Origin of the sequence: Mycobacterium sp. GA-1285 (assembly GCF_001499905.1) — a bacterium.
GTDB lineage: Bacteria > Actinomycetota > Actinomycetes > Mycobacteriales > Mycobacteriaceae > Mycobacterium.
This window is the reverse complement of record NZ_LQIS01000053.1, coordinates 112,376-136,046: the sequence shown is the minus strand read 5'-3', so window position 1 is coordinate 136,046 and position 23,671 is coordinate 112,376. Positions and strand designations below refer to the sequence as shown.

At 66.2% G+C, this 23,671-nt stretch carries 25 protein-coding genes; 20 read left to right on the top strand and 5 right to left on the bottom strand.

The window, feature by feature from the left end:
- Positions 1 to 46 precede the first annotated feature (46 nt).
- Entirely contained in the window at positions 47 to 637 is a 591-nt protein-coding gene (locus AU193_RS20440; protein WP_064424268.1) for a hypothetical protein, read from the bottom strand.
- Positions 634 to 2,187: a tRNA (N6-isopentenyl adenosine(37)-C2)-methylthiotransferase MiaB gene (gene miaB, locus AU193_RS20435; RefSeq protein ID WP_064424267.1), complete on the bottom strand. Its 1,554-nt coding sequence runs from the start codon at positions 2,185 to 2,187 to the stop codon at positions 634 to 636. Before miaB ends, AU193_RS20440 begins: the two co-directional genes overlap by 4 nt.
- 157 nt (positions 2,188 to 2,344) lie before the next feature.
- Here miaB and AU193_RS20430 point away from each other — a divergent pair, with 157 nt between their 5' ends.
- Genes AU193_RS20430 through AU193_RS20415 form a run of 4 tightly spaced genes read left to right on the top strand, consistent with a single transcriptional unit; the run spans position 2,345 to position 5,488 of the window.
- Positions 2,345 to 3,073 (top strand): amino acid ABC transporter ATP-binding protein, encoded by a 729-nt coding sequence (locus tag AU193_RS20430; RefSeq protein WP_064424201.1) that lies wholly within the window; start codon positions 2,345 to 2,347, stop codon positions 3,071 to 3,073.
- Between the two features lie 16 nt (positions 3,074 to 3,089).
- The gene (locus AU193_RS20425; RefSeq protein WP_064424200.1) at positions 3,090 to 3,899 is read left to right on the top strand and encodes a glutamate ABC transporter substrate-binding protein; all 810 of its coding nucleotides are present in this window, start codon (positions 3,090 to 3,092) and stop codon (positions 3,897 to 3,899) included.
- A 27-nt stretch (positions 3,900 to 3,926) separates the two neighbouring features.
- Positions 3,927 to 4,610, top strand: a complete 684-nt coding sequence (locus tag AU193_RS20420) for an amino acid ABC transporter permease (RefSeq protein WP_064424199.1) — start codon at positions 3,927 to 3,929, stop codon at positions 4,608 to 4,610.
- Complete coding sequence (locus AU193_RS20415; protein ID WP_064424198.1) at positions 4,607 to 5,488, top strand: amino acid ABC transporter permease; 882 nt, start codon at positions 4,607 to 4,609, stop codon at positions 5,486 to 5,488. Before AU193_RS20420 ends, AU193_RS20415 begins: the two co-directional genes overlap by 4 nt.
- 17 nt (positions 5,489 to 5,505) lie before the next feature.
- Here AU193_RS20415 and AU193_RS20410 read toward each other — a convergent pair whose 3' ends face one another.
- The 3 genes from AU193_RS20410 to recA all read right to left on the bottom strand — a co-directional run bounded on the left by AU193_RS20410 (position 5,506) and on the right by recA (position 9,268).
- Positions 5,506 to 6,327 (bottom strand): TIGR03560 family F420-dependent LLM class oxidoreductase, encoded by an 822-nt coding sequence (locus AU193_RS20410; RefSeq protein ID WP_064424197.1) that lies wholly within the window; start codon positions 6,325 to 6,327, stop codon positions 5,506 to 5,508.
- Between the two features lie 87 nt (positions 6,328 to 6,414).
- Positions 6,415 to 6,936, bottom strand: a complete 522-nt coding sequence (gene recX / locus AU193_RS20405; protein WP_064424196.1) for a recombination regulator RecX — start codon at positions 6,934 to 6,936, stop codon at positions 6,415 to 6,417.
- Positions 6,905 to 9,268, bottom strand: coding sequence for an intein-containing recombinase RecA (recA, locus tag AU193_RS20400; protein WP_064424195.1), 2,364 nt, complete (start codon positions 9,266 to 9,268; stop codon positions 6,905 to 6,907). The genes recX and recA overlap by 32 nt, the downstream gene beginning before the upstream one ends.
- 274 nt (positions 9,269 to 9,542) lie before the next feature.
- Between recA and AU193_RS20395 the strand changes: the two genes are divergently transcribed.
- The 16 genes from AU193_RS20395 (at position 9,543) to hypE (ending at position 23,659) form a co-directional block, all read left to right on the top strand.
- On the top strand, positions 9,543 to 9,872 hold the full coding sequence (locus AU193_RS20395; RefSeq protein ID WP_064424194.1) for a hydrogenase maturation nickel metallochaperone HypA: 330 nt from the start codon (positions 9,543 to 9,545) through the stop codon (positions 9,870 to 9,872).
- Between the two features lie 2 nt (positions 9,873 to 9,874).
- Positions 9,875 to 10,663 carry a hydrogenase nickel incorporation protein HypB gene (gene hypB, locus AU193_RS20390; protein ID WP_064424193.1) on the top strand — a complete coding sequence of 263 codons (789 nt, stop codon included), beginning with the start codon at positions 9,875 to 9,877 and terminating at the stop codon, positions 10,661 to 10,663.
- Positions 10,664 to 10,785: 122 nt separating this feature from the next.
- Positions 10,786 to 11,841: a hydrogenase expression protein HypE gene (locus tag AU193_RS20385; RefSeq protein WP_064424192.1), complete on the top strand. Its 1,056-nt coding sequence runs from the start codon at positions 10,786 to 10,788 to the stop codon at positions 11,839 to 11,841.
- 84 nt (positions 11,842 to 11,925) lie between these two features.
- Positions 11,926 to 13,722 (top strand): nickel-dependent hydrogenase large subunit, encoded by a 1,797-nt coding sequence (locus AU193_RS20380; protein WP_064424191.1) that lies wholly within the window; start codon positions 11,926 to 11,928, stop codon positions 13,720 to 13,722.
- A gap of 3 nt (positions 13,723 to 13,725) precedes the next feature.
- Positions 13,726 to 14,652: a NifU family protein gene (locus tag AU193_RS20375; RefSeq protein ID WP_064424190.1), complete on the top strand. Its 927-nt coding sequence runs from the start codon at positions 13,726 to 13,728 to the stop codon at positions 14,650 to 14,652.
- Entirely contained in the window at positions 14,649 to 15,290 is a 642-nt protein-coding gene (locus AU193_RS20370; protein WP_064424189.1) for a DUF5947 family protein, read from the top strand. The genes AU193_RS20375 and AU193_RS20370 overlap by 4 nt, the downstream gene beginning before the upstream one ends.
- Complete coding sequence (locus tag AU193_RS20365; RefSeq protein ID WP_064424188.1) at positions 15,278 to 15,922, top strand: DUF6084 family protein; 645 nt, start codon at positions 15,278 to 15,280, stop codon at positions 15,920 to 15,922. Before AU193_RS20370 ends, AU193_RS20365 begins: the two co-directional genes overlap by 13 nt.
- Positions 15,919 to 17,253 carry a hypothetical protein gene (locus AU193_RS20360; RefSeq protein WP_064424187.1) on the top strand — a complete coding sequence of 445 codons (1,335 nt, stop codon included), beginning with the start codon at positions 15,919 to 15,921 and terminating at the stop codon, positions 17,251 to 17,253. Before AU193_RS20365 ends, AU193_RS20360 begins: the two co-directional genes overlap by 4 nt.
- Positions 17,244 to 17,363 carry a hypothetical protein gene (locus tag AU193_RS23880; RefSeq protein WP_371259254.1) on the top strand — a complete coding sequence of 40 codons (120 nt, stop codon included), beginning with the start codon at positions 17,244 to 17,246 and terminating at the stop codon, positions 17,361 to 17,363. The genes AU193_RS20360 and AU193_RS23880 overlap by 10 nt, the downstream gene beginning before the upstream one ends.
- A gap of 16 nt (positions 17,364 to 17,379) precedes the next feature.
- On the top strand, positions 17,380 to 17,868 hold the full coding sequence (locus AU193_RS20355; RefSeq protein ID WP_082683076.1) for a hydrogenase maturation protease: 489 nt from the start codon (positions 17,380 to 17,382) through the stop codon (positions 17,866 to 17,868).
- A 3-nt stretch (positions 17,869 to 17,871) separates the two neighbouring features.
- Positions 17,872 to 18,135, top strand: a complete 264-nt coding sequence (locus tag AU193_RS20350) for a HypC/HybG/HupF family hydrogenase formation chaperone (RefSeq protein WP_064424185.1) — start codon at positions 17,872 to 17,874, stop codon at positions 18,133 to 18,135.
- The gene (gene hypF, locus AU193_RS20345; RefSeq protein ID WP_156425310.1) at positions 18,132 to 20,447 is read left to right on the top strand and encodes a carbamoyltransferase HypF; all 2,316 of its coding nucleotides are present in this window, start codon (positions 18,132 to 18,134) and stop codon (positions 20,445 to 20,447) included. The genes AU193_RS20350 and hypF overlap by 4 nt, the downstream gene beginning before the upstream one ends.
- Positions 20,444 to 21,160, top strand: a complete 717-nt coding sequence (locus tag AU193_RS20340; RefSeq protein WP_064424184.1) for a DUF6390 family protein — start codon at positions 20,444 to 20,446, stop codon at positions 21,158 to 21,160. The genes hypF and AU193_RS20340 overlap by 4 nt, the downstream gene beginning before the upstream one ends.
- Positions 21,160 to 21,885, top strand: a complete 726-nt coding sequence (locus AU193_RS20335; RefSeq protein WP_064424265.1) for a HypC/HybG/HupF family hydrogenase formation chaperone — start codon at positions 21,160 to 21,162, stop codon at positions 21,883 to 21,885. Before AU193_RS20340 ends, AU193_RS20335 begins: the two co-directional genes overlap by 1 nt.
- Entirely contained in the window at positions 21,882 to 22,568 is a 687-nt protein-coding gene (locus tag AU193_RS20330) for an SIS domain-containing protein (RefSeq protein WP_064424183.1), read from the top strand. The genes AU193_RS20335 and AU193_RS20330 overlap by 4 nt, the downstream gene beginning before the upstream one ends.
- Positions 22,565 to 23,659: a hydrogenase expression/formation protein HypE gene (hypE, locus tag AU193_RS20325; RefSeq protein WP_064424182.1), complete on the top strand. Its 1,095-nt coding sequence runs from the start codon at positions 22,565 to 22,567 to the stop codon at positions 23,657 to 23,659. Before AU193_RS20330 ends, hypE begins: the two co-directional genes overlap by 4 nt.
- Positions 23,660 to 23,671: the final 12 nt, after the last annotated feature.

The window sequence follows — 23,671 nt, the reverse complement described above, 5'->3', positions numbered from 1 at the left end:
GTCGCCGACTCGTCCGGTTTCGCAGCAGAACCAGTTGCGGACTGGATCAGCTCGGCGTGTCCGGGTCGTCGGGTTTCTCGAGATTGTCGAGCAGACCCTTCCTCTGTTGTTCGGCGACCGCTCTGCGTCGTTCCTCCTCAGCGGCCAACTGCAGCGCGGTGCGCGACCACACCGCCCTGGCCCAGTGGAACGTCACCACCGCGACCGCGATCCAGGCGATGATCAGCCCGATTCCCGGACCCGGGTAGCGCTCGGGGGCGGTCTGGCGTGACCACACCGCCAACAAACCGAGAAACGTCGCCACGGTCGAGCCCGCCAGCGCGATCCAGGCCAACGCCCAACGCCGGGTGAGCAGCGCCAGCATCGAGAAGCCAACGCCGAATACCAGTACCAGCCAAGCGAATACGCGCAACGGCAGGGTGATTCCCTCCCGCACCGCGGTCTCGCCGCCGACGAGCACGTCCAGCCCGCGTGCGTCCCCGGTGTGCGGCAGCAAGAACGTCAACAGCAGCACGAACACTCCGATGGCGATCACCAGGGCTCGCGCGCCGGGGTCGATCTCGCCTGCCACGCGCCGCTCGGCGGCCTCGATGTCGCCTTTGAATTCCTCGAAACCGTTGTCGTCCGGAGCCGTCATCGTGTGCATCCCGTCGAGGTCGCCGGTGTCGCCGGTGCGCCGAAGCCCGGCATACCCAGGCCCACGCCCGTGCGCGGTCGCCAGCCTTCGGCGTGGGCGTCGCCCGCCCGGGTGCGGCGATGGGTGTGCACGGTCGAATCGGCGATCAGGTGGTGCGGTGCGGCACCGGTCACGGTCGTGGTCACGACATCACCGGGTCGGATGTCGAGTCGGTCCGGGTTGAAGTGCACCAGGCGGCCGTCGCGAGCCCGGCCCGACATCCGGGCCGTCGCGGTGTCCTTGCGGCCCTCGCCGGCGGCCACCAGGACTTCGACGGTGCCGCCGACCAGCGCGCGGTTCTCCTCCAGAGAGATCCGCTCCTGGAGGTCGATCAGCCGTTGATAGCGTTCGCTCACAACGGCTTTGGGGATCTGGTCGGATAACTCAGCGGCGGGGGTGCCGGGCCGCTTGGAGTACTGGAAGGTGAATGCGCTGGCGAACCGCGCCTGCTCGACGACGTCGAGCGTCGCCTGGAAGTCCTCCTCGGTCTCCCCCGGGAAGCCCACGATGAGATCGGTCGTGATCGCGGCATGCGGGATCGCCGCGCGGACGCGGTCGATGATGCCGAGATAGCGCTCGGCGCGGTACGACCGTCGCATCGCCCGCAGGATGTGGTCGGACCCGGACTGCAGCGGCATGTGCAGCGTCGGGCAGACATTCGGCGTCTCGGCCATCGCGGCGATCACGTCGTCGGTGAACTCCGCGGGGTGCGGTGAGGTGAACCGCACCCGTTCGAGTCCGTCGATGCCGCCGCACGCTCGCAGAAGTTTGGCGAACGCACCGCGGTCCCGCGGTTCGGCAGGGTCGGCGAAGGACACGCCGTAGGCGTTGACGTTCTGGCCGAGCAGCGTGATCTCGAGGACCCCTTGTTCGACGAGGGTCTGCACCTCGGCGAGAACGTCGCCGGGCCTGCGGTCGACTTCCTTGCCGCGCAGGGCGGGCACGATGCAGAACGTGCAGGTGTTGTTGCACCCCACCGACACCGACACCCAAGCGGCGTAAGCGGATTCGCGTGCGGCGGGCAACGCGGACGGGAACTCCTGCAACGCTTCGACGATCTCGATCTGGGCCGCGTTGTTGTGCCTGGCGCGTTCGAGCAGCGTGGGTAGGGATCCGATGTTGTGGGTGCCGAAGACGACGTCGACCCACGGCGCCCGCCGCAGCACGGCGGCGCGGTCTTTCTGCGCCAAGCAGCCGCCGACTGCGATCTGCATATCGGGGTTGGCCCGTTTGCGCGGCGCCAGGTGGCTGAGGTTGCCGTAGAGCTTGTTGTCGGCGTTCTCGCGTACGGCGCAGGTGTTGAACACCACGATGTCGGCGTCGTCGCCGTCGGCGGCGCGTTGGTAGCCTGCGCCCTCCAGCAATCCCGCGAGTCGCTCCGAGTCGTGCACGTTCATCTGGCAGCCGTAGGTGCGGACCTGGTATGTGCGGGTCTTCGCCGCTTCACGTGAGGACTCGCCGGGTGCGTGCCGGCGAACGGCCCACTGGGCCGCTCCCTCTCGCGTCACCATCGAAGCCACGGCCCCATGGTACGGACCGGGCACTGCGGCGAGCCGGGCGGATTCACCGGTTCCGGGCAGCCATGCCTTTCCCTCGGTAAGGTCTGCACCCATGGAAACCAGCGGGTCGGATGGAAAAGCGGTCGATCCGACTCGGTCAACGGTGCCCATGATCTCGATCTCGGACGTCAACAAACGCTTCGGCAACCTGCATGTGCTCAAGGACATCAACCTCGAGGTGGAGCGCGGTGAGGTGATCGTGGTGCTGGGGCCGTCGGGCTCGGGTAAGTCGACGTTGTGCCGCACCATCAATCGGCTCGAAGCCATCGATTCGGGCACCATCGCGATCGACGGCGAAGTGCTGCCCCAGGAGGGACGCAAGCTGGCCGAGTTGCGGTCCGATGTGGGCATGGTGTTCCAGTCCTTCAACTTGTTCGCCCACAAGACGATCCTCGAGAACGTCACGCTGGCTCCGATGAAGGTGCGCAAGAAGTCGAAGGCCGAGGCCCGCGACAAGGCGATGCAGCTGCTCGAGCGGGTGGGCATTGCCAACCAGGCCGACAAGTACCCGGCGCAGCTGTCCGGCGGCCAGCAACAGCGGGTGGCGATCGCGCGATCGCTGGCGATGAACCCGAAGGTGATGCTGTTCGACGAACCGACCAGCGCACTGGACCCCGAGATGATCAACGAAGTGCTCAACGTCATGACGTCGCTGGCCAAAGACGGGATGACGATGTTGGTCGTGACGCACGAGATGGGGTTCGCCCGCGGCGCCGCCAACCGGGTGGTGTTCATGGCCGACGGCGCGATCGTCGAGGCGGCCGAACCCGATCAGTTCTTCACCACTCCGCAAAGCGACCGCGCCAAGGACTTTCTCGGCAAGATCCTTCACCACTAGTCGAAAGGAATCTCCAATGCCATCGATTTCCAAGCGCGTTCTGGGAGCGCTCGCGCTCGCCGTCGCGCTGCCACTGTCGGCCACCGCGTGCGGCGGGGGCGACGGTGACACGATCGTCATCGGCACCAAGTTCGACCAGCCCGGGCTGGGACTGAAGAATCCCAACGGCACGATGAGCGGCTTCGACGTCGACGTGGCCAAGTACGTCGCCCAACAACTGGGCTATCCCGAGGACAAGATCGAGTGGAAGGAAGCCCCGTCCGGACAGCGCGAGACGTTGATCCAGAACGGTCAGGTGAAATACATCGTCGCAACGTACTCGATCACCGACGCGCGCAAGGAGAAGGTCGACTTCGCCGGGCCGTACCTGATCACCGGGCAGAGCCTGTTGGTGCGCGCCGACAACACCGACATCACCGGTGAGGCGTCGTTGCAGAACAACAAGAAGTTGTGTTCGGTATCGGGATCGACACCCGCGCAACGGATCAAAGACAAGTTCCCCGGCGTGCAGCTGCAGCAGTACGACACGTACTCGGCGTGTGTCGAAGCGTTGAAGAACGGCGCCATCGATGCGGTGACAACGGACGAGGTGATCCTGGCGGGTTATGCGGCGCAGAGTCCGGGTGAGTTCAAGGTCGTCGGCGGCACCTTCTCCGAGGAGCGCTACGGGATCGGTTTGAAGAAAGGCGATTCCGAGCTGCTGACCCAGATCAACGACGCCCTGGCGAAGATGGAGCAGGAGGGCGCTTGGAAGAAGGCGTGGGATGCCAACCTCGGGGCGGCCGGCATTCCCGCGCCCAAGCCCCCGCAGATCAACCAGGGCTGACGGACCTCCCCCGCGCTAGGAGGTCATGTGGAGGTTCTCCCCGGCTACACCGTCGGCCAGATCGTCGAGGCGTTCTGGACGACGATTCAGCTGACGGTCTACTCCGGTATCGGCGCGCTGGTGCTCGGCACGGTGCTGGCCGCGATGCGGCTGGCGCCGGTGCCGGTGCTCCGTTGGCTCGGAACGACATACGTCAACGTGGTGCGTAATACGCCGCTGACGCTGATCATCCTGTTCTGCTCGTTCGGGTTGGCCGGGACCATGGGGATCACATTGGTCGACCCGAACTCGCGAACGTCCATCGAGGACAGCAACTTTCGTCTGGCGGTGCTCGGCCTCGCGCTGTACACCGCGGCGTTCGTATGTGAGACGGTGCGTTCCGGGGTGAACACTGTGCCGCTGGGGCAGGCGGAGGCGGCCCGGTCGCTGGGGCTGACGTTCGGACAGAATCTGCGACTCATCCTGATGCCGCAGGCTTTTCGAGCCGTGATCATACCGCTCGGGTCGGTGTTGATCGCCTTGACCAAGAACACCACGATCGCCTCGGCGATCGGTGTGGCCGAGGCCGCGTTGCTGATGAAGGAGATGATCGAGAACACCGCGGCGATCCTCACCGTCGGCGCGATCTTCGCGGCCGGCTTCGTCGTCCTGACGTTGCCGACAGGACTGTTCTTCGGCTGGCTCGGCAAACGGATGGCGGTCAACCGATGAGTTCGGCTTCTGTCCTCTTCGACGCGCCGGGACCGCGGGCGCGGGTCCGTAACTGGGTGGTGTCGGCGATCGTCATCGTGGTGACCGCGCTGGTCCTCATCGCGGTGCTCGTGCAGATGGCGGACAAGGATCAGCTCACGGCGGCCAAGTGGAAGCCGTTCCTGACGGCCGATCTGTGGCGGACGTATGTACTGCCCGGTGTGCAGGGCACGTTGACGGCCGCCGCGGTGTCGATCGTGCTGGCGCTGATCCTCGGTCTGCTGCTCGGCGTGGGCCGACTCTCGACCCACAACCTGCTTCGCTGGCCGTGTGCGGTGATCGTCGAATTCTTCCGCGCCGTACCGGTTTTGATCATGATGCTGTTCGCCTTCGCGCTGTACGCGACCTACGACATGTTCCCGTCCAGGCATCTGGCGCTCGCCGCGGTCATCACCGGGCTGACGCTCTACAACGGCGCAGTTATTGCCGAGATCGTGCGGGCCGGCGTCCACGCTTTGCCGCGCGGACAATCTGAAGCGGCCTACGCGCTCGGCTTGACGTGGGGGCAGACGATGCGCTCAATCCTTCTGCCGCAGGCGATCACGTCGATGCTGCCGGTGTTGATCTCGCAGCTGGTCGTGGTGCTCAAGGACACCGCGATCGGTTATGTGATCACATTCCTCGAACTCGTGCGCCAGGGCGTGCAGATGGGGACCGCTTACGGCAATCTGTTGCCCGCCCTGATCGTGGTCGCGTTGTTGATCATCAGCGTGAACTTCACCCTGTCCTGGGTGGCGACCCGGGTGGAAGCGCGGATGCGGCGTTCGCGTCGCGGTCCTGCGCCGCTCGAAACCGAAGCCGTCGAGCAGGAAGGCGCACCGGGCGCCAAAGCCGTGTGACCGGCGCGCTCAGACCGCTAAGCCAGTTCCGCGCAACGCGCGAGCAACTCGTCGTCGGGCGGCTGATAGAAGGACAACACGACGTGCTGGCAGCCGAGTCGCGCGTATTCGGCCATGGACTCGAGTTGGGCGTCGACCTGATCCGGCTGCTGCGGGTGCAGGAACAACTGCACGCCCCGCCGGATCGACGACGGATCACGGCTTTCCGCTGTGCACGCGTCGTCCAGTCCGCTGTTGGCCGCCTCCCACTCGTGTGGTGCGGTGCTCGGCATGTTCCACTCGTCGGCGTGTCGCGCGGCGACCCGCAGCATCTTCGGCTGCGATGCGCCCACCACGATCGGCGGATGTGGCCGCTGCAGCGGCTTGGGATCGCAGCGGGCCTGCTGCAGCGTGAAGAAGCGGCCGGCGAAGTCGACGGCCTCTTCGGTCCAGAGCCTGCGAATGACCGTGAGCGCCTCGTCCACCATCGCGACCCGCTGTCCCGGCGTCGGAAAGTCGATGCCGTACCCACGGTGTTCGTCCTCGTGCCAGCCGGCGCCGAGGCCGAAGTCCAACCGGCCGCCGGAAATATGGTCGACGGTGACCGCCATCTTCGCCAGCACCGCGGGGTTGCGGTACGTGACACCGGTGACCAGGCAGCCCACCCGGGCACGTCGCACGACGACCGCCATCGCGGCAAGACTGGTCCATCCCTCGTGGGTCGGCGTCGTGGGATCGACGAGACCGTAGAAGTGGTCGTAGTTCCACACCGCCGGGAATCCGAGGTCGTCGGCCGTCTCCCAGAACCGTTCGAGGACCGGATAGTCGAAGGTGGGTGCCAGCTTGACGGATACCTGCATGCAATGTGCCTACGCGGTCGGGTATTTCATTGCAACCGCGCCACGCTGTGCGCGCCGACTACTCGAGTCCCTGGCCTACGTCGTGTCTTAGACCTGGCGACGCTCGCGTTCGTTGGCCAGCGCCATCTTCACGACATCGAACGCCATGGTCTGGCTATAACCACGCCTTGCGAGCATTCCCACCAGTCGACGCGCCAGTTTGGCGTCGTCGGAGTCGGTGAGGCTCTCGCGGCGCAGCTTGTCGGCCACCAGTCGCTCCGCTCGTGCGCGCTCGGCGGCGGGGTTGTCGTCGGCCAAGGTTGCCTCGATGATGTCGTTGTCGACGCCCTTGGTCCGCAACTCCGCGATCAACGCCCGTCGGCCCTTGCCCGCATTCGCCCGCCGGGATCGGACCCACTGTTCGGCGAAGTCGGCATCGTCGATTAGGCCCACCTGCGCGAGCCGGTCGAGCACCCGGTCGCTGATGTCGTCGGGGTAGCCGCGCTTGGTCAGTTGCCCGGCCAGTTCGGCGCGGGTGCGCGCTCGCGCGGTGAGCAGGCGCAGACATAGGTCGCGCGCCTGCTCCTCGCGTGGGGCCTCAGAAGTCGACGGGGGCGGGGAGGACTTCATCTTCGGGCGGGCCGTCGGTCAGCACGGCGCCGATGCCGAGCTTCTCTTTGATCTTCTTCTCGATTTCGTTGGCCACGTCGACGTTCTCGATCAGGAACTTGCGAGCGTTCTCCTTGCCTTGGCCCAACTGCTCGCCCTCGTAGGTGAACCAGGAGCCGGACTTGCGCACGAAGCCCTGCTCGATACCCATGTCGATGAGGGACCCCTCCTTGGAGATACCTTTGCCATACAGGATGTCGAACTCGGCTTGCTTGAAAGGCGGCGAGCAGTTGTGCACGACAACTCCTTCCGCGACGAGGTTGTGCAGCTCCTCAACCTCGAGGTCGAAGGTCCGTACCCGCCGCGTTGGCAGTACCTCTCGGATCACCGAGTACCGGAGTTCTTCTGCCAGCACATCATGCAGGAACTTGTCATCCAAGGCGTCTGCGAGCGCTTGCACACGATCCCGGCGGAGTCGGCCAGTACCCAAAACCTGCTTCATTCCGCCGCGCGGATCCCCGGCACTCGAACCAACCATGGCTGCAGCCTCATGCGGGGTCACGCCACGCTCGTCGAGATAATTGAGCACAGCGTCGGTCATCTCCGCGGCCAGATACACAGCCTGCGAGCCGCGCCGCGGCCCCCGCATAGCTTCTGGCATCGCTTGGACAAGCGCAACGCCGCGCGGCCCCCACATGGGAACCGCTTCCGCGAATGCGGCGATGTTGTCCATGCCTGCGACCCGGACCTCGAACACCTGGCGCTTGCTCTGAACCCGTCGACCGTTGACGATACTCGGCCGCTTCCCCGCCGGATCGTAATCTCGAACGCTGCTCACGATGCCGAATCGCAGTAGCAGCCAATGTATCTGATGCGCAAGCTGTTCTGAGGTCGTTGTAAAACCGACCCGAAGCGCTCCGGTCTGTTCTCGGCTTACCCAACCGTCGCTCTCAAGCAGACCGAAGAGCAGATTGCCGACGATGTCGGCGGCGATATCCGGCTCGAAGAACCAGCTCGGAATCGTCTTCTCCCACGCGAGCTTGCCGTGAATACCGGCCCGCCGGCAGAGGTCTAGAACGCCGTTGCGTTCACCGGGTCGGTGAGCGATCGCAAGTGAGATACGCCCCTGCGGATGGGCCGCACAGCCCAACGACGCCGCAATGTTGGTCACATCGTCGATGAGAGCCTGCTGAACTTTGATGAAGTTGATCGGGGTCTTGCCACCCACGTAGCCATCGCCGATTAGGTAGCCGAGCAGGCGGGCGTGGTCCGCCGGGATCGGCTCATGATCGCCGAATCCTTCGAAGCGGCGTGGTTGCGCCACCCGATCCCCCTTGCGGAGTTCACCGGCCTGGCGCCACCCGTACTCCGTGAGGATCTTGTGGTCAGGTGTCGCCCAAACCGTTGCGCCACCGGCAACCCGCAGTCCGATGACGTCCTGTGTCCCCTGGTCGAACCAAGAAACCACGGGCCGCGCGTGCAGCGTTCCGTTCTTGGCGGCTGCGGCGACGTGGATCTGTTCACGGCCATCGACGACGTCCTCGATGCGATGGGTGATACCGGTGATCGGATCGAAGATCCGAGTGCCTTCGGCCAAGCACTTGTTCTTGACGACCTTCACGCGGGTCCGGTTACCGACCGCGTCAGTGCCGTCTTTCAGCGTTTCAATTCGCCTGACGTCCATTCGAACTGAGGCGTAGAACTTCAAAGCCTTTCCGCCCGTCGTCGTTTCAGGAGAACCGAAGAACACTCCGATCTTTTCGCGAAGCTGATTGATGAAGATCGCGGTGGTGCCCGAATTGCTCAGTGCGCCAGTGATTTTACGGAGCGCCTGACTCATCAACCGGGCCTGGAGACCGACGTGGCTGTCGCCCATCTCGCCTTCGATCTCGGCGCGCGGCACGAGCGCCGCCACCGAGTCGATGACCAGAATGTCCAGCGCACCTGAGCGGATCAGCATGTCGGCAATTTCGAGCGCCTGCTCACCGGTGTCGGGCTGGCTGACCAGCAGCGCGTCAGTGTCGACCCCGAGTTTCTTGGCGTACTCCGGGTCCAGCGCGTGCTCGGCGTCGATGAACGCGGCGATGCCGCCCGCGGCCTGGGCGTTGGCCACTGCGTGTAGGGCAACCGTCGTCTTGCCTGAGGACTCTGGACCGTAAATTTCGATGATGCGTCCGCGCGGCAGTCCGCCGAGACCGAGCGCCACGTCCAGGGCGATGGACCCGGTCGGGATAACCGAGATCGGCTGGCGGACCTCTTCGCCGAGCCGCATCACCGACCCCTTGCCGTGACTCTTCTCAATCTGCGCGAGAGCCAGCTCGAGGGCCTTCTCGCGGTCGGGTGCCTGCGCCATGGTGGTCTCCGTCCTTCGGATGTCTAGCTGTTCGGTGATCGGTTTCGATCAGTTGGCCGTGACGCTAGAGGCAGCCACCGACAAACCACCGACAAGTTCGGGACAAGTCGGCCTGACCAGCAGCATCTAGCCGTCGAACACTGCCCACAGTAGACGAACACCTGTTCGACTCAAGTCAGACACGCCGTGCGTTGGGCAACGTGTCGGTTGGTCCGCTCCCTGCGGGGCGCCACGCGGCCTATCGTGAAAGCATCCCGGCCGAAACGGGGTCCGCGTGCACGAGATGGCGATAACGCAGAGTGTGGTCGATGCGGTGTGCGAGCACGCCGCGGGACGCCGGGTGCACTGCGTCAAGCTGGAGGTCGGTGCGCTGTGTGCCGTGGTACCCGACTCGATGCGGTTCTGCTTCGAACTCGCCACCGCGGGCACCGTCGCCGACGGCGCGCACCTGGACCTCGATGTGCAACCCGGCGCCGCGCGCTGCCGGACCTGCGGCCAGAGCTTCGCACTGCCCGATCTGATCCTGTTGTGCCCGTGCGGCAGTGCGGACGTCGAGGTGACCGCCGGGCGGGACCTGAGGATTCTCTCGATGGAGGTGAGCTGAGCATGTGCGCAACCTGCGGCTGCGGCGACGACGGAGCGACCATCACCACGCCGGGCCACACCCACCTCCACCCGCACGAACATGACCATCACAGCGACGACCCTCCCCTGACCGAGACCATCACGCTCGAACAGAAGGTGCTCGCCAAGAACGACGAACTCGCCGAACGGAACCGCGCATGGCTGTCCGCCCGCGGCATCCTGGCGCTCAACCTCACCAGCTCTCCGGGCGCCGGTAAGACCACGCTCCTCGAGCGCACCATCCGCGATCTCAATGCGACGCGCCCGGTAGCGGTCATCGAGGGCGACCAGGCGACGCTCCTGGACGCCGAACGCATCAAGACCGCTGGTGCGCGCGCCGTTCAAGTCAACACCGGCGCCGGCTGCCACCTCGACGCCGACATGGTGCACCGCGCACTGCACGAACTCGAACCGGAGCACGGCTCGGTGCTGTTCATCGAGAACGTCGGAAACCTTGTCTGCCCCGCGCTGTTCGACCTCGGCGAGCACAGCAAAGTCGTCATCATCTCGGTGACAGAGGGCGACGACAAACCGCTGAAGTATCCGCACATGTTCGCGGCGGCGCGACTGGTGGTCGTCAACAAGATCGACTTACTGCCGTACGTCACCTTCGATCTTGAAAAGTGTTGCGACTACGTGCGATCACTGAACCGCGACGCGCAGATCGTCGCACTGTCGGCGGTGACGGGTGAGGGCTGCTCGGCTTGGTACGACTGGATCGATGAGCGCGCGGACGCCGTTTCTTCGCCGACACCCGTTGACAAGACATAGCCCCGGGAGTAAACCCAAACTCAGCGTCGAAACCCGTCGCCACGGCACAACGTGAGGTTGGGAGCCCCAGCCCGGCTCCCGGTCGTGAGGGCCCCAGCCCGGCCCCCAGAAAGCTGTGACCCATGCCAACCGAGGCAGCAGTCAAAGCGGAAGAGGCCTTGATCCATGTGCTCTGGATCAACGCCGGATTGAGTTGTGACGGTGATTCGGTGGCGTTGACTGCCGCCACACAGCCCAGCATCGAGGAGATCGCCCTCGGCGCTCTTCCCGGGCTGCCCAGAATCGCCGTCCATTGGCCCCTGATCGATTTCGAGTGCGGACCGAACGGGGGCGCCGACGACTTCCTGGAATGGTTCTTCAAGGCCGACCGGGGCGAACTAGAACCGTTCGTTCTGGTCGTCGAGGGGTCCATCCCGAACGAGAAGATCAAGTCCGAAGGTTACTGGTGCGGGTTCGGCAACGATCCGGCCACCGGCCAACCGATGACCACAAGCGAGTGGTTGGATCGGCTGGCGCCCAAGGCGACTGCCATCGTCGCGGTCGGAACGTGTGCAACTTACGGCGGCATCCACGCGATGGCGGGCAATCCGACCGGCGCCATGGGCGTGCCCGACTACCTCGGATGGGACTGGAAGAGCAAGGCCGGTATTCCGATCGTCTGCGTTCCGGGCTGCCCGATCCACCCGGACAACCTCGCCGAAACGCTGACCTACCTGCTGTACATGGCGACGGATCAAGCCCCGATGATCCCCCTCGACGATGCGTTACGGCCGCAGTGGCTGTTCGGCGCGTCCGTGCACGAGGGTTGTGACCGGGCCGGCTATTACGAGCAGGGTGATTTCGCGACCGAGTACGGGTCACCGAAATGCATTGTGAAACTGGGATGTTGGGGCCCGGTCGTCAAGTGCAACGTACCCAAGCGCGGCTGGATCAACGGCATCGGCGGCTGCCCGAACGTGGGCGGTATATGCATCGGCTGCACCATGCCCGGATTCCCCGACAAGTTCATGCCGTTCATGGACGAGCCCCCCGGAGGCAAGGTGTCCACCGCGGCGTCGGGCCTGTACGGATCGGTCATCCGCAGCCTGCGCCATGTCACCGGCCGGACCGTCGACAAAGAACCGAAGTGGCGCCATCCCGGCACGCAACTCACTACGGGAGCGACCCGCACCTGGTAGGTGTGACTCGCCCCGGGGCGCGCAGGCGCCTTCGGTTTCGAAACCGCCTGTGACGCTTCTCATCTGAAGAAAGAGAAGAGTTCGATGACAACCATCATCCCCGAGCCGTCACACGTGAAGCGCGACCCAGGCCAACTCGTGGAGATGGCGTGGGATCCCATCACCCGGATCGTCGGAAGCCTCGGCATATACACCAAGATCGACTTCGACAACCGCGAGGTCGTCGAGTGCCACAGCACCTCGTCGATCTTCCGGGGTTACTCGATCTTCATGAAGGGCAAGGATCCTCGCGACGCCCACTTCATCACGAGCCGCATCTGCGGCATCTGCGGCGACAACCACGCGACGTGTTCGTGCTACTGCCAGAACATGGCATACGGCGTGAAGCCACCGCACCTCGGTGAGTGGCTGATCAACCTTGGCGAAGCCGCCGAGTACATGTTCGACCACAACATCTTCCAGGAGAACCTGGTCGGCGTCGACTACTGCGAGAAGATGGTGTCGGAGACCAATCCCAGTGTGCTGGCCAAGGCCGAGAACACCCAGGCACCGCATGCGGACATGCACGGCCACCGCACGATCGCCGAGATCATGCGCGCGCTCAACCCGTTCACCGGTGAGTTCTACCGCGAGGCCCTGCAGGTCAGCAGGTGGACGCGAGAGATGTTCTGCCTCATGGAGGGTCGCCACGTCCATCCGTCGACGCTGTACCCCGGCGGCATCGGCACCACCGCGACGGTCCAGTTGATGACCGACTACATGACGCGACTGATGCGCTACGTCGAGTTCATGAAGAAGGTCGTGCCGATGCACGACGACCTCTTCGACTTCTTCTACGAAGCGCTCCCGGGCTACGACCAGGTCGGGCTGCGGCGCACACTGCTGGGCTGCTGGGGATCCTTCCAGGATCCGGAGGTGTGCAACTTCGAGTACAAGGACATGGAACGCTGGGGCGACGCCATGTTCGTCACTCCGGGCGTCGTGATCGACGGCAGGCTACACACCCACTCGCTCGTAGACATCAACCTCGGGATCCGGATCCTGTTGGGACACTCGTATTACGACGACTGGTCGGATCAGGAGATGTTCGTCAAGGCCGACCCGCTCGGCAACCCGATCGACCGCCGGCATCCGTGGAACCAGCACACGAATCCGCAGCCGCAGAAGCGCGACTTCGACGGCAACTACAGCTGGGTGATGTCACCGCGCTGGTTTGATGGCACGGACCACTTGGCGCTCGACACCGGCGGTGGCCCGCTGGCCAGGCTGTGGTCGACCGCGCTCGCCGGCCTGGTCGACATCGGCTATGTCAAGGCGACCGGTCAGAGCGTGCAGATCAACCTCCCCAAAACCGCTCTGAAGGGGCCGGCCGAACTCGAGTGGAAGATCCCGCGATACGGCAGCAACACACTCGAACGCAACCGCGCCCGGACGTACTTCCAGGCTTACGCGGCCGCATGCGCACTGCACTTCGCGGAGAAGGCGTTGACCGAGATCCGGGCGGGCCGGACCAAGACCTGGGAGAAATTCGAGGTACCCGACGAGAGCATCGGTTGCGGCTTCACCGAAGCGGTCCGCGGAGTCCTCAGTCACCACATGGTGATTCGCGACGGCAAGATCGCCAATTATCACCCGTATCCGCCGACGCCGTGGAACGCCAATCCCCGCGACAGCTACGGCACCCCGGGTCCCTACGAGGACGCGGTCCAAGGACAGCCGATCTTCGAGGAGAACGACCGAGAACATTTCAAGGGCATCGACATCATGCGCACGGTGCGCAGTTTCGACCCGTGCCTGCCGTGCGGCGTGCACATGTACCTGGGAAAGGGGAAGTCGCTCGATCTGCTGCACTCCCCCACCCAGTCCGTCACCGGGGAATAGGGAATGGCCCCGCCGATCGAGAACGACGCGCAGTGGCGTACGGCGGGTGAACGAATACAGGCCCTGCTTGATGCGTCCGCCGCGGGTGGCCCTGGCGCGCACGAGCGGGCGGTCCAGCTCGTCGCTGAAGTGACCGACCTCTACGGCGCCGCACTCGAACGCATCCTGCGGATCGCGGTGAGGGACGACGCCTCGATGGCCGAGCGGCTGGCCGGTGACGACCTCGTCGCGAGCCTGATGCTCGTGCACGGCTTGCACCCACACGACATCCACCGACGCGTCGAGGACGCCTTGGACAGGGTGCGACCCTATCTCGGCTCACACGGCGGTGATGTCGCGCTTCTCGAAACCATCGATGGCCCAGGAGGATTGACCGTCTGCTTGCAATTCGCCGGCACCTGCAAGAGCTGCCCTTCTTCGGCGGTCACCCTGGAGTTGACCGTCGAGGACGCTATCCGAGCGGCGGCCCCCGAGGTAACCGCGATCGAGGTGGTTGCGCCGTCGTCGGATCCGACCGTGATTCCACCGGCAACACTGTTCAGCCGCGTACGTAGCCCGCAGCACGCCTCGTGGCACCCCGTACCCGAATTCGCCGACCTGACGCCCGGCGAGGTCGGCGGCTTCTCCGTGGCGGGAACCACCGTGCTGGCGTGCCGCATCGGCGACGAGGTGTTCGTATACCGCGACCAGTGTGGTGTCTGCCGCGAGTCGCTGGCCGGTGCCGTACTGCACCGCCGAATGGGGTCCGCCGGCCTAGCGGTGCTGCGCTGCCCGCACTGCCATGCGCATTTCGACGTCGTACACGCGGGGGCCTGCCTCGATGAGGGCTCCGACCCGCTCGCTCACCTGCAGCCCATTCCGCTGCTGGCACGCGAGGGCGTGTTGTCGATCGCGGTGCCCGCGGTACCCACCGAGGCGGGCGTGGCATGACCAGCGCGTACGACGTCCTCGCGATGATCCGGGCCAACCGCGGAGCTCCCGCACCCGCGGGCGAACGCTGTGAGATGTGCGCCGAGCCGATCGCCGACGAGCACCAGCACGTCGTCAATGTCGAGGCACGGGCGCTGATGTGCGTATGCCGCGGCTGTTATCTGCTGTTCACCGACACCAAGGCCGAACTCCGCTATCGCGCGGTTCCCGACCGCTGGCTGTCCTTCCCGGACTTCGGATTGGGGCGACGGGATTGGCAGCTTCTGCAGATCCCGGTAGGGCTGGCATTCTTCTTCCGCAACTCGACGTTGGATCGCGTGGCGGCCTTCTATCCCGGGCCGGCGGGAGCGACCGAGTCCGAACTGGACCTCTCCGCGTGGGACGGCGTACGTGCGGCGGACCCGCGGGTGGACCTGCTCGCCGACGACACCGAGGCCCTGCTCGTGCGGGTGCCCGACGACGAAAGTCGCGGGCCGGAATGCTTTCTGGTGCCCATCGACGCCTGCTACGAGTTCGTCGGCAGGCTCCGCCAGCTGTGGCGCGGCTTCGACGGAGGTCAGCAGGTGCGCAGTTACCTCGACGACTTCTTCGACCACGTGCGTACTCGGGCCAAGGTGGTGGCGCCGTGCCAGAGCTGACCTTCACGGTGCTCGACATCCGAGCCGAACCGTACGCGGTGGCACCGGTGCTCACCGCCCGGATCGGTATCGCCGCCGACGGTGACGAACCCGTGCACGCCATCGCGCTGCGGTGCCAGGTCCGCATCGAACCGTTGCGTCGCCGATACTCCGATGACGAGGCGCTCGGACTGCTCGACCTCTTCGGGCCCCGCGAGCGCTGGGATACCACCCAGCACAATTTCCTCTGGCAGCATGCCAGCACCATGGTGCCGGGTTTCACCGGCACCACCCAGGTCGACCTGCCGCTCGAATGCACCTACGACCTCGAAGTGACCGCGGCCAAATACTTTCATGCACTGCATGGCGGTGTGATCGCGCTGCAATTCCTCTTCAGCGGAACGGTTTTCACCCGCGGAGAGAAGAACCTCAGTGTGCAGCAGGTCTCCTGGGATCGCGAAGACCACTTCGACATGCCCGTGTCGACGTGGCATGACCTGATGCACCTGCACTACCCCAACACCGGGTGGCTGCGACTGAGTCACGACACCATCGATGCGCTGTCGGAGTTCAAATTCGCTCGCGGCCTGCTGAATTACGACGACGCGATCGCCTCGTTACTGGCCGCCCACACCGCAGAGGAACTTCGATGACCGCAGACTGGGATCACGCACGAGCCGTCGCGGACGCGGTGCTTTACGAGGGTTACCTGCTGTACCCCTACCGCGCCAGCTCGAGCAAGAACCAGTCCCGATGGCAGTTCGGCGTGCTGGGACCGACGGGCGCCGCGGAATCCGGAATCGGCGAAGACGCCTCGCTGTCCACCCAGGTTCTGATGGTCCCGCACGGCAGCCCGATGGTCACGGGTGTGGTCCGGTTCCTGCAGTTGCAGCACAGAGGTGTCGAGCGTGACGCCGGCGGCCGCTTTGAGCCGGTCGGCGAATTGCGCTCGGAAACCGACGTCTGGGTCAGCTGGGACGAAGCCGTCGAGTGCGAGATCCCGATCGAGCCGTTCCCGGTCATGAGCCTGCCTCGCACACTGGACATCTCGATTCCATCGGCTAGCGAGATCGAGCCGATCGCGGGGGGCAGGCTGGTGCGAACACGCCGGAAACTCAGCGGCCGCCTCGACATCTGCGTCGAGCACGACGGCGATCTGCTGCGGCTCACGTTCAATGTGTGCAACACCGCATCACCGGCCCGCGACAAGGAAGACGCGATCGCCGTGTCACTGATCGGGACCCACCTGCTGCTCGAGGTGGCCGACGGTGAGTTCGTCTCCCTGCTCGAACCACCGGAGTCGGCGGCCGACGCCGTGGCGCGGTGCCGCCAGCACCGGTGCTTTCCGGTGCTCGCCGGTCCGGCACCGCATCGCGGTCTCGTGCTCGTGTCGCCGATCATCCTCTACGACCACCCCGAGATCGCCGAACAGAGCAAGGGTGCGCTCTACGACTCGACCGAGATCGACGAGATCCTGACGCTGCGGATCATGACGATGACCGACGAGGAGAAAGCGCAGGCCCGCGCCACCGACCAACGCGCCGCCGCGATCATCGACCGTTGCGACTCGATGTCGCCCGAGGCGATGCTCGATCTGCACGGCGTGCTGCGGAGCCCGCATGCGGCGGGCGGGGAACCGGACCTGATCCCAGACATTCCGGCCGGCGTCGAATGGTGGGATCCCGTGGCCGATGAGGCGGTTCGGCCGGACTCGGATGCCGTGCTGGTCAACGACACTCGCGTCGCTCGCGGCAGCCGGGTCCGGTTGCACCCCTCCCGGCGGGCCGACGCGCAGGACGTGTTCTACGCCGACAAAATCGCGCGCGTCACCTCGGTGCACGAGGACGTCGACGGCGAGCACCACATCGGCGTCGTCATCGAAGACGATCCCGGTGCCGAACTGCACGACTGGTACGGCCGCTACCTGTACTTCGCACCTGACGAGGTCGAACCTCTGGTTGAAGGGAGTCCGGAATGGAAGTGATTGGCTGGATCGCGGTAGGAGTCGTGGCGGTCGTGGCCGTGGCGGCGGCGGCGGTGGGCATCCGCTCGGTACCGGATGCGCGGCGCTACATGAGAATGCGTCGGATGTGACCGTGAACGAGGTGTCCTGATCACTCGAATCCTGGTAGCCGGGCTCGGCAACATCTTCCTCGGGGACGACGGCTTCGGCCCCGAGGTGCTGCGCCGCGTGCCTGCCGACCTCTCCGGACCGCACGTCGAGGTCAGGGACTACGGGATCGGCGGCATGCACCTCGCCTACGATCTGCTCGACGGCTGTGACGCCCTGGTCCTCGTCGATGCGATCCCCGGTCGCGGGGCACCGGGCACGCTCCACGCGTTCGAGGCCGACATCGAGAACGCCTGGGCTGCAACGGGTCTCGATGCGCACGCAATGGATCCCGCGGCGGTGTTCGCCAGCCTCGACGCCCTCGGCGGCACTCCGCCCTACACCGTGGTGATCGCGTGCGAGGTCGACAACGTCGACGAGGGGATCGGGTTGTCGGACGCCGTCGCGGCGGCCGTACCGGATGCGGTGCGGATGATCGGCGAGGTGGTCGCCGGGCTGCTGACCGGCGTCTCGGTGGCGGAGGGCTGAACGATGTGTCTGGGGATACCGGGGCAGGTCGTGACGATGCTGGAGGGTTTCGGCGACCAGCTGGCCCTCGTCGACGTCGCGGGTGAGCACCGCAAGGTCAACGTCGGCATGCTGCCCGAGGAGACCTTCGCACCGGGCGACTGGGTCATCATCCACATGGGCTTCGTCGTGGAGAAAACCGACAAGGCCGGGGCCGACGCCGCTCTCACGGGCCTGCAGTTGATGGGCAGGGGCGAAATAGCCGCGGGTATGGAGGATTCGCCGTGATCACGCGTCGCCGGCTGCGTGTCCGCGTCCGCGGAGTGGTCCAGGGAGTCGGCTTCCGCCCCTTCGTGTACACGACGGCGGCGGCGCTGGGGCTCACCGGAAGCGTCCGCAACGACAGTGCGGGCGCGCTCATCGACGTCGAGGGCGAAACGGCCGACGTAGAGACCTTCCTTCGCCGGCTTCGTGACCGTCCACCGCCGCTGGCGGTGATCGAAGGCCTCGAGACAGAGGAGCTTCCGGTCACGGGCGGGACGGGGTTCGTCATCGCCGACACCTCGCGCACCGACGGTGGCCGCACGCTGACCTCACCCGACGTCGCCATGTGCGCCGACTGCGCAGCCGAACAACGTGACGCGCGCAACCGACGCTTCCGTCATGCGTTCATCAACTGCACCAACTGCGGACCGCGCTTCACCATCATCGCCTCGCTGCCCTACGACCGGAACGCCACGACCATGGCGGCCTTCGACATGTGTCAAGCCTGCGCGCGCGAATACCACGATCCCGCCGACCGACGATTTCACGCCCAACCCATCTGCTGCCCCGACTGCGGCCCGAGATTGACGTTCCGCGACCGGGCGGGCGTCACCACGACGGGCGAAACCGCACTGACGCGCGCACGCGGATTGCTCGCCGAGGGCGGCATCCTCGCGGTCAAGGGCATCGGTGGCTACCACCTGGCCTGCGACGCGGCCGACGAACGCGCGGTCGCCGAGTTGCGGGCCAGGAAGTGCCGCGGCGACAAACCGTTCGCGGTGATGACACCGGACCTCGCGACCGCCCACGGCTTGGTCGAGATCGATGCACCGTCGGCGCGGTTGCTGACCGGACCGCAACGCCCCATCGTGTTGATGCCGCGGCGCGACGACGCCCTGGTCGCCGATGCCGTCGCACCGCACAACCCCGACCTGGGCGTTCTGCTGGCCTACACCCCGCTGCACACGCTGCTGTTCGGGTTGCCGGGCGACGAACCCGGACCGACTGCGTTGGTGATGACGTCGGCCAACCTTGCCGGCGAGCCGATCTGCTTCACCGATACCACTGCGCTGGAACGCCTTTCGCGCATCGTCGACGGTTGGCTCATGCATGACCGCGAGATCCTGGTGCCATGCGACGACTCCGTGATCCGGGTGATCACCCTCGGCGGCGACGACAATCGGGCCGTCGCCGTGGAATTGCCGATCCGCCGGTCGCGTGGTTATGCCCCAATGCCGGTCGCGTTGCCGACGCCGGTACCACCCTCGCTCGCGGTGGGCGCCGACCTGAAGAACACGATGGCGGTCGCGGACGGCCGGTACGCGTGGCTGAGCCAGCACATCGGAGACATGGACGATCTGGCGACGCTTTCGGCGTTCGATTCCGCGCAACGGCACCTGCAGGAGTTGACGTCCGTCACGCCGGAAGTGATGGTCGCCGACGCGCATCCGCTGTACCGGTCCACCGAGTGGGCCGGGCGCAACGCGGCGGGCCGGCCGGTCATGCTCGTCCAGCACCATCACGCACACATCGCCGCGGTGATGGCCGAACACGGCCTCGACGGAGCCACGCAGGTGCTCGGATTCGCGTTCGACGGGACGGGTTACGGGCCCGACGGAGCGGTGTGGGGTGGTGAGGTGATGCTGGCCAGTTACAAGGGTTACCAACGGCTTGCCCACCTGAAGTACGTGCCCCTCCCCGGCGGTGACGTCAGCGTCCTGCGCCCCTACCGGATGGCCCTGGCTCATCTGCGGTCGGCGGGGATCGCGTGGGCTCCCGAACTGCCCTCCGTATCGGCCTGCCCGCCCGACGAGCGTCACGCGCTCACCCGACAACTCGAGACCGGTTTCGGCTGCGCGCCGACTTCCAGCATGGGCCGGTTGTTCGACGCGGTGTCCTCGCTCGCCGGAGTGCGGCACGTCGTGGCCTACGAAGCACAGGCCGCCATCGAGCTGGAGGGCATATCCCGCGGCACCGTCTGCGGCACAGGCGCTTACGCATTTGAACTCGACGCATCCGGCTCGACGGCCGTGATCGATCCTGCCCCCGTACTGCACGCCATCGCCGCCGACCTTCGTGCGGGCGTCCCGCCGTCCGTCATCGGCGCCCGGTTCCATCGCGCGGTCGCCGACCTGGTCGTCGACCTCGCATGCGCGCACGCCGACCCGTCACGGCCCGTGGCCTTGTCCGGGGGTGTGTTCCAGAACGCGCTGCTCCTCGAGTTGACCATGGAGGGGCTACACTACAGGGGCATCGACGCGATGACCCATCGCATCGTGCCGCCCAACGACGGCGGTATCGCGCTCGGCCAGTTGCTCGTGGGGAACGCATCATGACCGGCACGGACGATCGTACGGTGTTCGGCCGCTATGCCTACCCGCCGAACGAACTCGGCTACTGCGGGCCGGCCGACGGTGGTGGCGCCTCCGGGCTTGCCTCGCACGCACGCGAATTCGACGGGGCCTGGCCTTATCTGACCGTCATCGCCGAGGCAGTCGGCGCATCCGACGCCCTTGACGACGAGGTGGTCCGGAGCTACTGGATCGGCGGACGGGCGCTGTCCAAGGTGGACCCCGATCACCTGCTGGCACGGTTGCGCGCGTCGTTCACCGGTCAGGTCACCGGAATGCTCGACACGATTTCTCCCACCTCCGACATCGTGGCGCATCACAGCTTTCACGTCTTCGTCGTCTACCCCTGGGTGAAGTTCCTGGGCCGCGACCCTGGCACCGCCGTCGGCGTCATGCAGGCCTGCCGCATCAGGTGGGGCAACGTCTTGTCCGTCACCGGCGATCAGGCCGAGATCATCTCTCGGCCGCTGCGATACGAGGACGGCCGACTGGAGCTCGGCGACCCGCGCCCCGAGCGGATCGTCTGGAGGCGAGGCGACCTGGCGCTGGCTCCCGCGCCGCGGCCCGGGGCGGTCGTCTCCGCCCACTGGGACTGGATCTGCGGAATACTGACCGATGAGGAGGCCACCGACCTCGAAGCCGCCACGCGGGCCACACTCGAGGTTGTGAACGCCGTTCTCGGACAGGGGAAAACGTGATGACCACCGCTGAACGCCCGTTTGTCGGCGACGAACTGTCCGCCGACCTGGCCGCCGCCGCGCTGGATCTGGCCAGCCGGTTCAACGACGGCGCGACCCTGTGGGTGATCTCGCCGCAATGGGAACCGCACGCGCATCACATCGCCGTCGAGTTCGTGCATCCGGTGATCATGGGCAAGCGGGCACTCCCCTCGGTCGCCCTCGTCGACCCGGATCCGGTCGCGCAGGCGCGGGTGGCCAGCCGGCCCGGTGATCTGCTGGTCGCGGTGGCATCGGCGGACGAACCGTCGGTCGTCGACGCCATGCGGCGCGCCCGCGCATGGGGCGTTCTGACGTTGTGGATCGGGTCCGGACCGCGTCCGCCGGCGGGGGCGGCGAACCATATCCTCTGGATAGACACCGATGACCCGATGGTGCCCGCCACCGGAGCGTTCGTGCTGCTGTATCACCTGTTGTGGGAACTGACCCACGTCTGCTTCGAGCATCCAGGTCTGCTCAAGCCGGTGCAGCCGGGGGCCGTCTGCGTGACGTGCAGCGACGAAGGGCGGATCGGCGAGGTGCTCGTCGAACCGGTCGAGGCGACGAACTCGGCGCTGGTACGCACTGCCGACGGTGAGGAGTGGGTCGACGTCACGCTGATCGGTGACGTCGCGGTCGACGACCTCGTTCTGCTGCACGCCGGCGCGGCGATCTCGCGCGTCGAGCCCGAGGAGGTGCGCCGATGACCGACTCCGATGCCACCGGCTTCCTGTACCCGTTCATCGAGTCAGAGGAGACCGACGCCGCGAGCCTGCTCGACGATCTCGCGGCGTCGGCCCGCGGTAAGGCGGCCGAAAGCGCTCGGCTGCAACGGGAATCGCTTGAAGAGTACGGTGCCGCGTTGACCGCGGCCGGAACACAGATGGCCGAGCGATTCCGCTGCGGCGGTCGGTTGTACACCTTCGGCAACGGCGGGAGTTCCACCGACGCCGCGACGTTGGCCTCGCTGTTCAGCCGACCGGCACGCGGAAGGCCAGTCGCCGCATGGTCGCTTGCCGCCGACAACGCCGTGGTGACCGCGCTCGGCAACGACGTCGGGTTCGAGCTGATCTTCAAACGGCAGATAATCGCCCACGCCCGCGACCGCGACGTCGCGATCGCGCTGTCCACGTCCGGCAACTCCGACGACCTGATGACCGCCATCACCGAAGCGAATCGACGAGGCCTGCTGACAGTGGGCTTCTCCGGCCACGACGGCGGGCGGATGGCGGCCGCCGACGACCTCGACTTCTGTTTCACCGTCCACTCGCAGAGCATCCACCGCATCCAGGAGAGCCACGCGATGCTCGGCTACCGACTCTGGACGGTGGTCCAGGGACAGCTGCACACCCACTCCGCCCGCGCGCTGAACGGAGCACATTCCACATGACACGAGCTGCGAGCGCGTCCGAACGCGAAGACCGGGTGCTGGAACGGATCGACAAATTCCGTCAGCGACGCCCCCGGTTGCTCGACGAGGTGGTGACGCTCGCGCACGGTGCGGGCGGCAAGTCGTCCGCGGCGCTCGTCGACGCGATGTTCCTCGAGGCCTTCCGCAACGACGAACTCGAGCAACTCGGTGACGCGGCCACGGTGCAGATCCCGTCTGGCGAACGACTGGCCTTCTCCACCGACTCCTATGTGGTGTCGCCGAGGCGCTTTCCCGGCGGCTCCGTCGGCCATGTCGCAGTGCACGGAACGATCAACGACCTGGCCGTCTCCGGCGCCCGCCCCCAGTGGCTCTCGGCGGCGTTCGTGATCGAGGAGGGTTTCCCAATCGCCGAACTGCGCGAAATAGTCGCGGACATGGGCGAAGCCGCGTCGAACGCGGGCGTGCAGATCGTCACCGGCGACACGAAGGTCGTCGGCAGGGGCGCCGCCGACGGCGTCTACATCTGCACCGCGGGCGTGGGACTGATTCCCGACGGCAGGCGGCTGTCCCGCGAAAGCGTCCAGCCCGGCGACAAAGTCGTGCTGTCGGGCACGATCGGCGAGCACGGAATGGCCGTCATGCTGGCGCGCGGGGACCTGGCCATCGACGCTGACATCGCCTCGGACACCGCGCCGATACACGAACTCGTCGAACTCCTCTTGAGCGCCGCACCGTCGACCCGGTGGATGCGCGACGCGACCCGCGGCGGCGTGGGCACCGTGGCCAACGAACTCGTCAAGGACGCGCCGTTCGCGATGATCCTCGACGAGGAGAAGCTGCCCGTCCTGCCGCAGGTGCTCGGGGCGTGCGACATGCTCGGCATCGATCCGCTCTACGTGGCGAACGAAGGCAAGTTCGTCGCCGTCGTGCCGGCCGACGAAGCCGAGTCGGCGGTGTCCGCGTTGCGCGGCCACCCGCAGGGTGCGCAGGCGGCGGTGGTCGGCGAGATCGTCCCTGAACCCCACGGAATCGTCGCGCTGCGAACGTCCTTCGGCGGCAGCCGAATAGTCGACATGCTCGTCGGCGACCCCCTGCCGCGGATCTGCTGAGAGGAGACCGAC

Bases quoted from the DNA above. Each gene is read 5' to 3' on its own strand.
- AU193_RS20440 (WP_064424268.1), bottom strand. From the start codon at position 637: ATGACGGCTCCGGACGACAACGGTTTCGAGGAATTCAAAGGCGACATC.
- miaB (WP_064424267.1), bottom strand. From the start codon at position 2,187: ATGGTGACGCGAGAGGGAGCGGCCCAGTGGGCCGTTCGCCGGCACGCA.
- AU193_RS20430 (WP_064424201.1), top strand. From the start codon at position 2,345: ATGATCTCGATCTCGGACGTCAACAAACGCTTCGGCAACCTGCATGTG.
- AU193_RS20425 (WP_064424200.1), top strand. From the start codon at position 3,090: ATGCCATCGATTTCCAAGCGCGTTCTGGGAGCGCTCGCGCTCGCCGTC.
- AU193_RS20415 (WP_064424198.1), top strand. From the start codon at position 4,607: ATGAGTTCGGCTTCTGTCCTCTTCGACGCGCCGGGACCGCGGGCGCGG.
- AU193_RS20410 (WP_064424197.1), bottom strand. From the start codon at position 6,327: ATGCAGGTATCCGTCAAGCTGGCACCCACCTTCGACTATCCGGTCCTC.
- recX (WP_064424196.1), bottom strand. From the start codon at position 6,936: ATGAAGTCCTCCCCGCCCCCGTCGACTTCTGAGGCCCCACGCGAGGAG.
- recA (WP_064424195.1), bottom strand. From the start codon at position 9,268: ATGGCGCAGGCACCCGACCGCGAGAAGGCCCTCGAGCTGGCTCTCGCG.
- hypB (WP_064424193.1), top strand. From the start codon at position 9,875: ATGTGCGCAACCTGCGGCTGCGGCGACGACGGAGCGACCATCACCACG.
- AU193_RS20385 (WP_064424192.1), top strand. From the start codon at position 10,786: ATGCCAACCGAGGCAGCAGTCAAAGCGGAAGAGGCCTTGATCCATGTG.
- AU193_RS20380 (WP_064424191.1), top strand. From the start codon at position 11,926: ATGACAACCATCATCCCCGAGCCGTCACACGTGAAGCGCGACCCAGGC.
- AU193_RS20375 (WP_064424190.1), top strand. From the start codon at position 13,726: ATGGCCCCGCCGATCGAGAACGACGCGCAGTGGCGTACGGCGGGTGAA.
- AU193_RS20370 (WP_064424189.1), top strand. From the start codon at position 14,649: ATGACCAGCGCGTACGACGTCCTCGCGATGATCCGGGCCAACCGCGGA.
- AU193_RS20360 (WP_064424187.1), top strand. From the start codon at position 15,919: ATGACCGCAGACTGGGATCACGCACGAGCCGTCGCGGACGCGGTGCTT.
- AU193_RS23880 (WP_371259254.1), top strand. From the start codon at position 17,244: ATGGAAGTGATTGGCTGGATCGCGGTAGGAGTCGTGGCGGTCGTGGCC.
- AU193_RS20350 (WP_064424185.1), top strand. From the start codon at position 17,872: ATGTGTCTGGGGATACCGGGGCAGGTCGTGACGATGCTGGAGGGTTTC.
- AU193_RS20340 (WP_064424184.1), top strand. From the start codon at position 20,444: ATGACCGGCACGGACGATCGTACGGTGTTCGGCCGCTATGCCTACCCG.
- AU193_RS20335 (WP_064424265.1), top strand. From the start codon at position 21,160: ATGACCACCGCTGAACGCCCGTTTGTCGGCGACGAACTGTCCGCCGAC.
- AU193_RS20330 (WP_064424183.1), top strand. From the start codon at position 21,882: ATGACCGACTCCGATGCCACCGGCTTCCTGTACCCGTTCATCGAGTCA.
- hypE (WP_064424182.1), top strand. From the start codon at position 22,565: ATGACACGAGCTGCGAGCGCGTCCGAACGCGAAGACCGGGTGCTGGAA.